At 63.3% G+C, this 12,907-nt stretch carries 13 protein-coding genes and 1 tRNA gene; 9 read left to right on the top strand and 5 right to left on the bottom strand.

All coding sequences use genetic code 11. From position 1 onward, the window contains the following. The first annotated feature begins 8 nt into the window (after window positions 1-8). Both RMO57_RS18485 and RMO57_RS18480 read left to right on the top strand, forming a co-directional pair. Window positions 9-84, top strand: a tRNA-Asn gene (locus RMO57_RS18485). Window positions 85-156: 72 nt separating this feature from the next. Then, window positions 157-546 (top strand): glutathione S-transferase N-terminal domain-containing protein, encoded by a 390-nt coding sequence (locus RMO57_RS18480; protein ID WP_310389157.1) that lies wholly within the window; start codon window positions 157-159, stop codon window positions 544-546. A 313-nt stretch (window positions 547-859) separates the two neighbouring features. Here RMO57_RS18480 and RMO57_RS18475 read toward each other — a convergent pair whose 3' ends face one another. Together RMO57_RS18475 and RMO57_RS18470 are read right to left on the bottom strand one after the other, a co-directional pair. After that, window positions 860-1,786: an alpha/beta hydrolase gene (locus RMO57_RS18475; RefSeq protein WP_310389154.1), complete on the bottom strand. Its 927-nt coding sequence runs from the start codon at window positions 1,784-1,786 to the stop codon at window positions 860-862. Between the two features lie 57 nt (window positions 1,787-1,843). Then, entirely contained in the window at window positions 1,844-3,298 is a 1,455-nt protein-coding gene (locus RMO57_RS18470; RefSeq protein ID WP_310389152.1) for a deoxyribodipyrimidine photo-lyase, read from the bottom strand. A gap of 44 nt (window positions 3,299-3,342) precedes the next feature. On the opposite strand from RMO57_RS18470, the gene RMO57_RS18465 reads away from it, so the two are divergent. From RMO57_RS18465 to RMO57_RS18440, 6 genes are read left to right on the top strand one after another with little or no spacing between them, the layout of a single operon-like run. Next, window positions 3,343-3,921: a YqgE/AlgH family protein gene (locus RMO57_RS18465; RefSeq protein WP_310389150.1), complete on the top strand. Its 579-nt coding sequence runs from the start codon at window positions 3,343-3,345 to the stop codon at window positions 3,919-3,921. Beyond that, window positions 3,918-4,310, top strand: a complete 393-nt coding sequence (ruvX, locus tag RMO57_RS18460; protein WP_310389148.1) for a Holliday junction resolvase RuvX — start codon at window positions 3,918-3,920, stop codon at window positions 4,308-4,310. Before RMO57_RS18465 ends, ruvX begins: the two co-directional genes overlap by 4 nt. Continuing rightward, complete coding sequence (gene pyrR / locus RMO57_RS18455; protein ID WP_310389146.1) at window positions 4,307-4,807, top strand: bifunctional pyr operon transcriptional regulator/uracil phosphoribosyltransferase PyrR; 501 nt, start codon at window positions 4,307-4,309, stop codon at window positions 4,805-4,807. The genes ruvX and pyrR overlap by 4 nt, the downstream gene beginning before the upstream one ends. A 1-nt stretch (window position 4,808) precedes the next feature. Further along, complete coding sequence (locus RMO57_RS18450) at window positions 4,809-5,771, top strand: aspartate carbamoyltransferase catalytic subunit (RefSeq protein WP_310389144.1); 963 nt, start codon at window positions 4,809-4,811, stop codon at window positions 5,769-5,771. Next, window positions 5,768-7,078: a dihydroorotase gene (locus tag RMO57_RS18445; protein WP_310389142.1), complete on the top strand. Its 1,311-nt coding sequence runs from the start codon at window positions 5,768-5,770 to the stop codon at window positions 7,076-7,078. The genes RMO57_RS18450 and RMO57_RS18445 overlap by 4 nt, the downstream gene beginning before the upstream one ends. Continuing rightward, a complete protein-coding gene (locus RMO57_RS18440) occupies window positions 7,078-7,818 on the top strand; it encodes a lysophospholipid acyltransferase family protein (RefSeq protein ID WP_310389140.1) in 741 nt (246 codons plus the stop codon). The genes RMO57_RS18445 and RMO57_RS18440 overlap by 1 nt, the downstream gene beginning before the upstream one ends. On the opposite strand, the gene RMO57_RS18435 is transcribed toward RMO57_RS18440, so the two are convergent. The 3 genes from RMO57_RS18435 to RMO57_RS18425 form a co-directional block, all read right to left on the bottom strand. Then, entirely contained in the window at window positions 7,815-9,452 is a 1,638-nt protein-coding gene (locus RMO57_RS18435; protein WP_310389138.1) for a response regulator, read from the bottom strand. The two genes, RMO57_RS18440 and RMO57_RS18435, sit on opposite strands and share 4 nt — an antisense overlap. Before the next feature lie 26 nt (window positions 9,453-9,478). Beyond that, window positions 9,479-11,056, bottom strand: a complete 1,578-nt coding sequence (locus RMO57_RS18430; protein ID WP_310389136.1) for a bifunctional metallophosphatase/5'-nucleotidase — start codon at window positions 11,054-11,056, stop codon at window positions 9,479-9,481. Window positions 11,057-11,667: 611 nt separating this feature from the next. Beyond that, on the bottom strand, window positions 11,668-11,862 hold the full coding sequence (locus RMO57_RS18425) for a hypothetical protein (protein WP_310389134.1): 195 nt from the start codon (window positions 11,860-11,862) through the stop codon (window positions 11,668-11,670). 1 nt (window position 11,863) lies between these two features. Here RMO57_RS18425 and RMO57_RS18420 point away from each other — a divergent pair. Continuing rightward, a partial coding sequence (locus RMO57_RS18420; protein WP_310389132.1) for a TonB-dependent receptor occupies window positions 11,864-12,907 on the top strand: 1,044 nt, incomplete at its 3' end.

Below are 12,907 nucleotides of genomic sequence, written 5' to 3'. Positions count from 1 at the left end.
GGCTCTGTTCCTCGATAGCTCAGTTGGTAGAGCGCCGGACTGTTAATCCGTAGGTCCCTGGTTCGAGCCCAGGTCGAGGAGCCAAACTAAACCCCCAGCATCGTCACCGGTGTTGGGGGTTTTTTCATAGCCGCTCGCTTTTTTGTTAACACCTCCATGAAACCATTGATTCGATTCTTCTTCAGAACCCTGCGCGTTTTGCTTGGGCCCGTCATGCTGCTCAAGGAACGCCTGACTCGCCCGGCCCCTATGCAGCGCGCCGCCGCGCAGCAGACCGAGATCGACGTCCAATGCGCCAGCCTGGCACTGTATCAATTCAAGACCTGCCCGTTCTGCATCAAGGTGCGACGGGAGATGGATGCATTGGCGCTACCGATCGCGCGCTTGGATGCACAACATGATGAGCGCAACCGCGCAGCTCTGATGCAGGGCTCAGGCGCGACCAAGGTGCCTTGCTTGAAGATCACCGAAGCCGATGGCTCGGTGCAATGGCTGGGCGAATCCGGCGCCATCATTGCTTACTTGCGCGGGCGCTTCGCTGGCTGAGCTTTGGGGCTGAGGGCGCACGAGGGCTGTCGACGATGCGGGCTGCCGTCGATGCGACCTTGGGCGAAGTAACACGGCCCTGAATCGCCTGCGACAGCGCGCGTCCCGCAGCAGTCTTCTCCGCTTTTGTCGCAGTGGGGCTCCGCAAGATGTTGCTGGCCTTGCTGGCGATCGACGGAGACGTCTTCTCTTTGTTGGCCACGACTGGCCGCCTTTCCCCAACAAGAAACACAGAACATATGCGGGATGAACGATCAGGTGCGCTTGACATGGGTTCGAATCCCATCATCCCCGCGCTTGCCGAAGCTTTGGTTCAAGGCTTGCGAAGCAAAAACTCCAGCGGGATTTCAAGCCGCGCGGCCCAGGCTTTCTCGTTGTGGCCGCTGCCGGCAAAAACCCGTGTTTCAAAATTGACGCCGTCCACGTAGCCGCGTTCACGCGCCAACTCGTCCACCATCACCTGATAGGGCGCATACAGCGCGTCTAGCTCGGTCGTGCCGTGATCTTGGTAGAGCCGGTGGGCCTCGGGCGCGGCCAAATGCGCGCGCAGGTAGTTGAAGCCCGCCAACGGAATCGCGGCATTGGGCTTGTGTTGCCCGACCCAATGGGTGGACAGGCCGGCCGCGCCGCCAAAGACCTGTGGGTACTCGTTCATGGCGTAGACCGAGACCAGCCCGCCCATGCTGGAGCCCATCACAAAGGTGCCGGCAGCCTCAGGCCGCGTGGCATAACGGGCATCAATAGCGGGTTTGAGTTCTTCAACGATGAAGCGCAAGTAGGCATCGGACTGCGGCTTGCTTTGTAGCGCGGCCTGAATCAAACGTTCGCGCTGAGGCGTGGGCATCAGCGGCAAAAACTTCTGCGGGAAATACTCGCTATGCCGGAATTGGGCGTTGTTCCAGATGCCGACGATCAAGGTGTCTGGAATGCGCCCCGCTGCGACCAAACGAGCCACGCTCAGGTGCACATCCCAGGCCTGCTGGTTCCAGCTCTTGCTGGCGTCGAACAGCATTTGCCCGTCATGCATGTACAGCACCTGATAGCGCTTGGCGGCCGAGTAGCCTTCGGGCAGCCAGACATCGACGTGACGCGCGTCCACCAGTTTGGACGGGAAGTTGGCCATGCGCTCAATCCGACCGACGCTGACCTCGGGCAGCGTTTGGACATCGGCAGCACCCGCACCCCCCGCCACCAACACCATGCTCATCGCAGCCAGCGTCTGCTTGAAATTTGTCGCCATGAATAGCCATCTCGATCGATTTGAAAATGGGGCGCGCAAACACCACGCTGCGCCGGCTTATTGCACGCTCTTGACCACCGCGTAACGTGCCAAGGTGGCCTGGCGCGCTTCGTCATGGTTGACGATGGGCAGCGGGTAGTCTTGCCCCAAGCTCAAACCACAAGCCTGAACGGCCAGGGGCTTGGCAGCCCAAGGCGCATGGATCAACTTGGGCGGCAGCTTGGCCAGTTGCGGCAAATAGCGTTTGATGAACTTGCCCTCGGCATCGAACTTTTCGCTTTGCGTGACCGGGTTGAAGATACGGAAATAAGGTTGCGCATCACAGCCGCTGGAAGACGCCCATTGCCAGCCGCCGTTGTTGGCGGCAAGGTCAAAATCCAGCAGCTTCTCAGCAAAATAGGCCTCGCCCCGGCGCCAGTCCAGCCCCAGGTCCTTGATCAAGAAGCAAGCGGTCACCATGCGCAGGCGGTTGTGCATATAGCCGGTTTGATTGAGCTGCAACATCGCCGCGTCAACCAAGGGATAGCCGGTCGCGCCGGCGCTCCAGGCTTCAAACAATCGGTCCGCATCCGCACCGGTTTCCCAGCGGATGGCGTCATAGGCGGGCCTGAAGGCGCTGCCCATCGCGTGCGGATGGTGATGCATGATCTGGTGATAAAAATCGCGCCAAATCAGCTCCGACAGCCACACCTCGGCGCCATGCTGCCCAGCCTGCATGCGCTGCCAAGCTTCGCTCGCCAATTGCCGAATCGACACGGTGCCAAAACGCAGATGCACGCTCAAGTAACTCGGCCCTTTGACGGCAGGGAAATTGCGGCTGTCGTCGTAGCGGTCAATGCGCTGCAAAAAATCATCAAGCAGCTCTTGCGCGCCGGCGCTGCCCACGCCCAGATGCGGGCTCAGCTCGGCGGCCTCAAAGCCAATCTCGGCCAAGCTGGGCACCCCGCGTATCAGCGGGCTGGCGGCCAAGGCATCGGCATAAGGCACTACCGGATAGGCGCGCAAATAATAAGGTTCGAGCTTGCGCAGCCAGGCGTTTTTGTAGGGCGTGAACACGCTGTAAGGCTTGCCCACCGCCGTCAGCACCTCACTGCGCTCGAAAACGACGTGATCCTTGAAGCTTTTGAATTGGCAGCCAAAGCTGGCGAGTCGCTCGCCCACCAGTGCGTCCCGGGCCAGCGCGACGGGCTCATCATCATGGTTGCAAAAAACCGCCTGAACCTGCAGTTCGGCGGCCAGCTGCGGCAATATATTTTTGGCCGAGCCATGGCGCACGATCAGGCCGGCGCCGGGATTGAGCGCGCGCAGATCGGCGTCCAATGCGCCCAGAGCAGCCCAGATGAAAGCCACCCGCCGATCGCTGCGGGGCAGCTCGTCCAGAATGTCGCTGTCGAGCACAAAAACGCAAAACACCTGCTCGGCCGACTTCAAGGCGTGGTGCAACGCGGCTTGATCGCTGGCGCGCAGGTCACGGCGGAACCAAATCAGTGCGCGTTTGAAAGTCTTTTCCATCCACCTAGTGTCGCCGGTCACTGGCGGACGAATAAAATGCCGAAATGTCGCAAACCCGGATCGTCCTCACCCATCAGTTTTTAATTGCCATGCCAGGCATGCAGGATGAAGGCTTCAAAGGTGCCGTGATCTTTATCTGCGAGCACAACGAAAACGGTGCCCTGGGCCTGGTGATCAACCGGCCCATGGCCATGACGCTGGGCAATCTGTTCGAGAAAGTCGACCTCAGCCCGCCTAAAGACGCCCTCGCCGACCGGCCGGTGTTCTACGGTGGCCCTGTGCAACCCGAGCGCGGTTTCGTCCTGCATGCACCGCTGGACGCGGCCGGCAACCATTACAACGCCACCATGATCGTGCCCGGCGGCCTGGAGATGACCACCAGCCGCGATGTGCTGGAAGCGCTGTCCAATGGGGCCGGCCCCAAGCGGGTCTTCGTCACCTTGGGCTATAGCGGCTGGGCGGCGGGGCAGTTAGAGGAAGAAATTGGCCGCAATGGCTGGCTCACCGTTGACGCCACGCACGAGATTATTTTCGACACGCCGGTCGAGCTGCGTTACGAGCGCGCTTTGGGCCTGCTCGGTGTCGACCCCCGCATGCTGAGCCAAGAGGCCGGCCACGCATGAAGCAGCCACAGTCTGTGTTGGCCTTCGACTACGGTATCAAACGCGTCGGCGCTGCCAACGGCAGCCGCTTCACCGGCCGGGGCGAGCCGCTCAAAGCGATTGCCGTCGACGGCGAGGCGCGCTTCTTGGCCATCGCCAAGCTGATCAAGGAATGGCAGCCCGACGCCTTGGTGATAGGCGTACCTTTTCATCCCGACGGTGCCGAGCACGAGATCACCCTGCGAGCGCGCCGCTTCGGCCGCCAACTCAAAGGCCGCTTCAAGCTGCCGGTGTTTGAGGTCGACGAGCGCTACACCAGCGTCGAGGCTGAGAGTTATGGCGTACGCGATGTCGACTCCACCGCAGCCGCCTTGATTCTTGAACAATATTTCAATGAGAACCCCGCATGAGCACACTTTTACTTGATGCCGAGGCGATCTACGCCGACCTCTTGAAAGGCGTGCAAAAGCTGCTCAGACCCGACGCCGCCCTGGTCGGCATCTGGTCCGGCGGCGCCTGGCTGGCCGAGCGGCTGCAAAGCGATCTGGGCCTGGCCGGCAGTGCCGGCGTGATCTCCAGCTCGCTGCACCGCGATGATTTCGGCTCACGCGGCATGTCCGCCAGCGCCGACCACACCAAGCTGCCGTTTGACGTCAGCGGCCGCCACATCTTGCTGATCGACGACGTGCTGTTCACCGGCCGCACCACGCGCGCGGTGATCAACGAGCTGTTCGACTTTGGCCGCCCGGCCAGCGTCACGCTGGCGGTGCTGGTGGACCGCGGCGGGCGCGAGCTGCCGATCGAGCCGGCGTTTTCCGCCGCGCGCATCAACCTGGCCGCCGAGCAGCGACTGCGCTTGGCCAAGGATGCCGATGGTCGATTTCAATTCGATCTGAAGGAAGATTGAGATGCTCTCCAAACGCAACCCCCAACTGAACAAACACGGCGAGCTGGTCCATCTGCTCTCGATCGAAGGCTTGCCGCAGGCCAATATCCAGCAGATCCTGGACACCGCCGGTAGCTTTTTGTCGGTCAATGACCGCGAGGTCAAGAAGGTGCCGCTGCTGCGCGGCAAGTCGGTGTTCAATCTGTTCTTCGAGAACAGCACGCGCACCCGCACCACCTTCGAGATCGCCGCCAAACGGCTGTCGGCCGATGTCCTGAATCTGGACATCGCGCGCAGCTCGACGGCCAAGGGCGAGACCCTCTTGGACACCGTCGCCAACCTGTCCGCCATGCATGCCGATATGTTCGTCGTGCGCCACGGCGAGAGCGGCGCGCCCTATCTGATCGCCCAGCATTGCGCGCCGCATGTGCATGTGGTCAATGCCGGTGACGGCCGCCACGCGCACCCGACGCAGGGCTTGCTGGACATGTACACGATCCGGCATTTCAAAAAGGACTTCCGCAATTTGACGGTCGCCATCGTCGGCGACATCGTGCATTCACGTGTGGCCCGCTCGGACATCCATGCGCTCAACATCCTCGGGGTGCCGGAGATTCGCGCCGTCGGCCCCAAGACCTTGGTGCCCGGCGATCTGCGCGAGATGGGTGTTAGGGTCTGCCACGACATGGCCGAGGGCGTGCGCGGTGCCGACGTGATCATCATGCTGCGCCTGCAGAACGAGCGCATGAACGGCGGCATGCTGCCCAGCGCCGGTGAGTTCTTCAAGCATTTCGGCCTCACGCCTGAAAAGCTCGCCTTGGCCAAGCCGGACGCGATCGTCATGCATCCGGGGCCGATCAACCGGGGCGTCGAGATTTCTTCCACCGTGGCCGACGGCGCGCAAAGCGTGATCCTGCCGCAGGTGACTTTTGGTATCGCGGTGCGGATGGCGGTGATGTCTATCTTGGCTGGAAACGAAGCATGAAGATCCTGATCAAAAATGGTCGCCTGATCGACCCGGCCTCCGGCCTGGACAGCATCGGCGATTTGGCGATTGCCAATGGCCGCATCGTCGCCATCGGCGAGCCGACCGAGTTCGCCGCCGACCGCGTCGTCGATGCGAGCGGCCTGATCGTCGCCCCCGGCTTGGTGGATCTGGCCGCACGCCTGCGCGAGCCCGGCCATGAGCATGAAGGCATGCTGGACAGCGAACTGGCCGCAGCCGCAGCCGGCGGCGTCACCAGCCTGGTCTGCCCGCCCGACACCGAGCCGGTGCTGGACGAACCCGGCCTGGTCGAGATGCTGAAGTTCCGCGCCCGCAAGCTGAGCCGCTGCCGCTTGTTTCCGCTCGGCGCGCTAACCCAAGGTTTGAACGGTCTGGCCTTGACCGAAATGGCCGAGCTGACCGAGGCCGGCTGCATCGGTTTCTCGCAGGCCGAAGTGCCGGTGCGCGACACCTTGGTGCTGGCCCGCGCCCTGCTCTACGCGGCCACCTATGACTACCAGGTCTGGCTGCGCCCGCAAGACGCCTACCTCGGCGGCGGCGTCGCGGCGAGTGGCGCGATGGCCACACGCCTGGGTCTGAGCGGCGTGCCGGTGATGGCCGAGACGGTCGCCTTGCACACGATTTTCGAGCTGATGCGCTCGACCGGCGCGCGCGTGCATCTGTGCCGCATCTCAAGCGCGGCCGGGGTCGAGCTGGTTCGCGCCGCCAAGCGCGAAGGCCTCAAATTGACGGCCGATGTGTCGATCAACTCGTTGCACCTGACCGATGTGGACATCGGTTACTTCAACCCTGCGATGCGCTTGACGCCGCCGCTGCGGCAAGGCCGTGACCGCGACGCGCTGCGCGCCGGTTTGGCCGACGGCACGCTGGACGCGCTGGTCAGCGACCACATGCCGGTCACCGCCGACGAGAAGAATGTGCCCTTTGCCGAAGCCACGCCGGGTGCCACCGGGCTGGAGTTGCTCTTGAGCCTGGCGCTGCGCTGGGCTGCGGATGAGGGCTTGAGCGTCGCGCGCGGACTGGAAGTCGTGACCGCCAAGCCGGTGCAGGTCTTGGGCCATGCGCTGGGGTCGCTGGGTGCCAGCGCGGGCCGTTTGGTGGCCGGCGGCGTCGCCGATGTTTGCGTGTTTGACCCCGCCGCGCATTGGGCCGTCACGCCCGAGCGCTTGAGCAGCCAGGGCAAGCACACGCCGTTTGAGTTCGCGACCAGCGGCTTCGAGCTGCCGGCCCGGGTGCGCTACACCTTGGTGGCCGGCCATATCGCATTTGAGGCGGCCGGCACCTGATGAGGAATTTGTTAGCGGTCTATCGGCTTGTCCGTTTCATTGTGCATGTGCTCTACGGTCTGGCACTGATCAAGCTGCGCTTTGGCAGCCTGGATTTGCCGGCACGCCAAGTCCACATCAAGCGCTGGTCGGGCAAGATGCTGGCCATTTTTGGCGTTAGGCTGGAGCTTTCAGGGCTTGCCGCAAGACCTGGCCCCAAGCTCTTGGTGGCCAATCACATCTCCTGGCTGGACATCGCCGCCGTCCACGCGGTAATCCCCGAAGCGCGCTTTGTTTCCAAGGCCGACGTCAAGCATTGGCCGGTGGTCGGCTGGCTGGTGGACGGCGTGGGCACGCTCTTCATCGAGCGCGCCAACAAGCGCGACGCGCTGCGTGTGGTGCACCAGATGGCCGAAGCCCTGAAGTCCGGCGACACGGTGGCGGTCTTCCCCGAGGGCACGACCAGCGCCGGCCCGGAGCTCTTGCCCTTCCATGGCAACTTGCTGCAAGCGGCGATCGCTACCGAAACACCGATCCAGCCGCTGGTCTTGCGCTGGTTCGAGCCGGGCGAGCGTTTCAGCTCATCCGCCCGTTTTGTGGGCGACACCACGCTGGTGCAGAGTCTCTGGCGCGTGTTGAGCGCCAAGGGTTTGAGCGTAAAAGTAGAGGTGCTGCCGGCGCTGGCGACCGCGCATGCCGACCGGCGCTTGTTGGCCGAGCATGTGCGGGACCAAATCCAGCATGCCTTGACTCGGAGCTAAGCGCCGTCACGCCGCTCGACGATGCGGCGGCCGCCGTCCACATAGCGCTGCTGCAAATCCCCAAGGCTCTCGGCCATGCGCTGCGCCACATCGGCCGCCAGATGCCGGCCATGATGGCTCAGCGTGGCCTGCGCCAGCTTGATGATGCGTGCATTCAAGCTGCGCCCGGCCAATTCCAGCAAGGCCTCCAAGGTGCGCTGATGCTGTTTGCTAACGAGGTGGGTCATCGCATCGCGGGCGGCTTCATTGATGCCCACCGCCGCATTGCGCACCACCGTTTCGAGCGAAGGCAATTGAGCCGCCGCCATTTCCAGCAAACGAGTCCGTGGCTTTGAGATCGCATAGCGCTGCGCCGCCAACTCGGCCCACCGCAGCGCGCCGGGCACACGCTGGTTGCGGGCGCAACGGGACAAAAGCTGCAACAGGTTGCAGGCCATCTCGAAGCTGAACTCCGGCTGGTCGAGTTGCGCAGCCATTTGCGTCAGCCCGGCCAGGCTCGCCTCCTGGCGGCGCATCAGCAAGTCCAGCGCCGTGTCCAGCGCCAAGGCGAGCATTTGCAAGCGAAAGCTGTCGATCGGGTAGCGGGCGATGGCGTCCTGCAGGCATTGCTTGGCCCGGTCGCAGCCGTCTGCATCGCCGGTGTCCACGCAGGCTAGCCCCAACGCGACCACGCCTTGAAAGTCGAGCGCGCGCGAATGCAGGCCGATGCTCAGGGCCGCGCCCAAATGCTTGGCCGCACTCTCGCTGTCGCCCAAAAAAAGCTGCAAGGAGCCGAGCTTTTGCAGCCGTGCCACATTGCCGGGCGTGATCTGCACCGCCTTGCCCAACATCTCAACCGCCGCTTCGAACTTCATCTCCTCCAGCAGCGCGCGGCCATAGACGTCATAGGCATCGACATAAGCGGGGTTGTCGGCCAGCAAGGTCTCCAGCGTGCGGCAGGCGGTTGCCGCGTCGGCATTGGCCAACTCGATCTTGGCGAGGCCGAGCCGCGCCCAGGGCACCGCCTTGGTCGCCAGCAAGGCCTCGAACATGCGCTTTGCGGCGTCGATTTGCCCCAGCCGCAAATACAGCTCGGAGCCGATGCGCGCGGCATAAACGCGGTATGTGGCGCTGGCGGCAAACATGGCCTCGCAAAGACCGGCTGCCTGCCCAAATTCGCCGGCATCGATGGCGGCAAAAACCTCGCGCAAGGCATGCTTGCGCTCAAGGATTACCCGCAAGCGCTCGTCGAACTGGCGCGCGTTGAAGGGCTTGAGCAGATAGTCATCGAGCGCGCCTTCGACCGCGTCGGCCACATGCTGGTAGCGCGCCTCATCGGTCACCATGATGAAGGCGGTTTGCATCGGCAGGCCACGGGCTTGGCGCAGCTCGTCGAGCAGGTCCTGGCCGGTCAGATCATGCGGGCTTTGCGGCGTGAAATGGAAGTCGGTGATGATGATGTCATAGGCCGGTGATGCGCCCTTGATCATGCTGCGAGCGGCCTCCGGGCGGCGCGCCGAATGCACATGAGGCACGCCCATATCGCGCAACATATTGCTGATCACCGCGCGCGAAAGCTCGCCCTCATCGATGATCAAGGCCTTCATCCGGTTTGGGTCAAGGCCCTGCCCCAAGCCGCCCGGCCGTTTTTGCATCACGCTCACCGCTGCGCCATTTGCAATTACTCGCGTCGAATTCGCCCCGAGGCGATCTGCGACATTACACCCGGGTTTTCGGTCAGCAACTCGACCATCGCATCGATGTCAACGCCGATGCTGACACGCTCTGTGCCTTGGCGCAGCACGCCCTGCCCGTCGCCGCCGTCGGCCATGAAGTTATTCACCACCAAACGGTAGTTGCGCGTGGCCTCCAAAGGCTTGGCCCCGACGCTGACCTCGCCCAGCTGCGCGACGCCGTCGGCCCCCATGCGCCATTGGTAGCGCAGGCTGTTTGAGACCTGCAGCAAGCGCGCCGGCGCATCGCCCTTGGGCAGTTGGCGCTGCAGCAGGTCACGCAGTTGCGCGCCGCTGAGCGTCATCACCACCAACTCATTGGCAAAGGGCTGGATCGCGAACAAATCACTCATCGTCACCGGCCGGCCGGGCTCGACCGTCAAATCGGCGCGGATGCCGCCGGGGTTCATCAAGGCCAGATCGGCCGGGCCGCGCTTTTGGGCGTAAGCCAGCTGCGAGTCGGCGACCAGATTGCCCAGCGGCGAGTCGCCAAACGGTGCCTGCGCCGAGCGCGGCGCGCCTTGTTTCAAATCGGCCACCGGCTTGTTGCGGGCGGCGGCGGTCAGCTCGGCGGCGCGCTGCACCAGGGCCACAAAGGCCGGATTGGGCGTGTAAGCGGACTGCAAAACCGGATGATTCACCGCCTGCGCGTCGAGCAGCTTGCCGCTTGCGTCCAGCGTCAGGCGGCTTTCCGTCACCCAGCCGCCATAACTGCCCGCCTGCACGAACAGCCGCCCATTGATCTTGCAGGTATAGGCCTGATGCGTATGGCCGCTGATGATGATGGCGTAGGCGGGGTCGAGGCGCTTGGCAATATCCACACCACGCCCTTGCAGGCCCGGGCATTGATAACTCGCATCATTGGCGGCCCCTGAGTGCGTGGCGCCCTCGTGCATCACCGCCACCAAGACTTGTGCACCTTCGGCGCGCAGCTGCGGCAGCAGCGCATTGAGCGTGTCGGCCTCGTCGGCAAAGCGCAGGCCGACAATCGCCTTGGGCAGCACCACCGAGGGCGTGTCGCGCGTCACCGCCCCGACAAAAGCAACCTTGAGCCCAGCGATGTCCTTGATGATGTGGGTGGGCAGCACCGGTCGGCCGGTCTGCGCATCTAACATATTAGCCGCCAGGTAGGGGAAGCCAGGGTTCTTGTAGCCCGGCCAGGCGCAACCGGCTGGTGGGCATTCGCCCTTGGCCTTGCGCTTGAGCTCGATCAAGCCGGCGTCCAACTCGTGATTTCCTAGGGCGCTGGCGACCAGGTCAAGCTCGCCCAAGGCAGCCAGGCTGGGCTCATCCTTCAGCAGCGAGGACAGCAGCGGCGACGCGCCAATCAAGTCTCCCGCGGCCACAAACACGGAATGCTTGGCGCCAGCGCGCAGCTTGTTGACGGCAGACGCGAGGTAGGCCACGCCGCCGGCCGCCTGGGGCTTGATCTCGCCGGTCTGCGCGTCCGGCAGACGCGGCATCAACGGGGTCGGTGACTTGGGCTGGATATGGCCGTGAAAGTCATTGATCGAGAAAATGCTCAATTCGCGCGTCGCCGCAACAGGGCCGGTTTGCACAGGCGGCGCGGCGCAAGCCGCCAGCAGCGAGGCCAGCAGCAGGCCCAGCCAACTGCCCCCCTTGGTTCTCTCAAGAAAGGGATGGGCCGCCCCGACCTTTCTTGACCCCCTCGGGGGGCGGACGACGTAGGTCGTCGGCCTGGGGGCGCTCAGCGCGGGCGCAGCACTTGGCTGCGCAAACTTCAAACTTGGACGGAAATGTGAGGACGAGGGCTTCAAGACACGCTCCAGAAATCGAGATTGGGCCCATCAAACGACCCCGGGGCGGCGGATCTTAACGCCGCCCCGGAGCCACAAGCCAACGCGCCCTACCCTGACCAAGTGCTCCGCGTGCCGTCGCATCAACACAACACCGGCCAAGCAAATCCACAAGCGTCACAGAGCTTGCACATTCAAACCCCAAAATTCGCCCGACGTGTTTGTGGATACCGGGTGGTTTTCTGGATTTGCACGCTTTTGCGCTGCAGTCTGTTTGCAGAGGTTCCGCGGTGGCATCGGTTCGCGTCGAGCGGACGACACATGCGGCCCATCGACCAAATTTGATATCCGACATCGCTCCAATAGGCGAGCGCAAACGTTTACTTCACCAGACTGGTCCGTCCGGCAAGATCCTGCCGGGTAGGCACAAGGCTGGCTTTTTTGCAAGACGGGCTTTCTTCAATGTGGCGAAGGCGCGCATTTGCAAAGCAAGTAAACGTTTGCGCATCCCTTGGGTGTACATTTTTACCAATGATTTTTTTACGCATATTTGCGGTTTTTTGAGGAATTTTCACGATGAGCAACAGGTCTTGGTCCGAGTTTTCCAGGACGGCGATTTGCGCCGCCATTTCCACGATAGCGATCGTCGCTGCCGCGCCCGCGCTGGCGCAAAACACGACGTCGGCGATCAGCGGCCGCATCACCACGGCTGACGGCAAGGGCGTCGCCGGTGCCAATGTTGCCGTCGCGCACCAGGAGTCCGGCTCGGTCAACAACCTGGTGACGGACGCCGACGGCCGCTACTCGGTACGTGGCCTGCGCGTCGGCGGCCCGTACACCATCACCGTCGCTAAGGGCGCTGACAAGGTGGTGCGCGATGCCGTCTACCTGCAGTTGGCCGAAAACCAGGCGATCGACCTGACGCTGGGTGCGGAGCAGCTGAGTACCGTGGTCGTCGCAGGCAGCAGCGCGTCCAGCCGCTTCAACTCGTCCGCCATGGGCGCCGGCACCAGCATCGGCCGCAAAGAGCTAGAGGCCTATGCCTCGCTGAACCGCAGCCTGCAGGACTACGCCCGCATGGACCCGCGCCTGGCGCAGACCGACAAGGACCGCGGCGAGATCTCGGCCGCCGGCCAGAATTCGCGCTACAACTCCATCACCGTCGATGGCGTGCGCATCAACGACACCTTCGGCCTCGAGGCCAACGGCCTGCCGACAATCAAGCAGCCAATCTCAATTGATGCGATCCAGGCAGTGCAGGTCAATGTGTCGAACTACGACGTGACTCAGCAGGGCTACACAGGCGCCAACATCAACGCGGTCACCAAGTCGGGCACCAACGAATTCCACGGCAGCCTGTATTACGTCTACCGCAACGACAGCCTTGCCGGTGACCGCTACAACCGCACGACCGACAGCTACACCCCGCCGCCGCCGTTTACGGAAGATGTCAAGGGCATCACGCTGGGCGGCCCGATCATCAAGGACAAGCTGTTCTTCTTTGCCAGCTATGAGGAGCTGAGCAGCAACCGCGACGTGCCGCAGTTCGGCCCAATCGGCAGCAGCCAGACCAATGTCGGCATCACGCCCGAGCAGATCAAGGCAGCCCAGGACGTTGCG

The sequence above is a fragment of the Roseateles sp. genome (genome assembly GCF_031397715.1).
Lineage (GTDB): Bacteria > Pseudomonadota > Gammaproteobacteria > Burkholderiales > Burkholderiaceae_C > Paucibacter_A.
The sequence above is the reverse complement of the archived record's forward strand: the minus strand, read 5'-3'. Positions and strand labels throughout refer to the sequence as shown.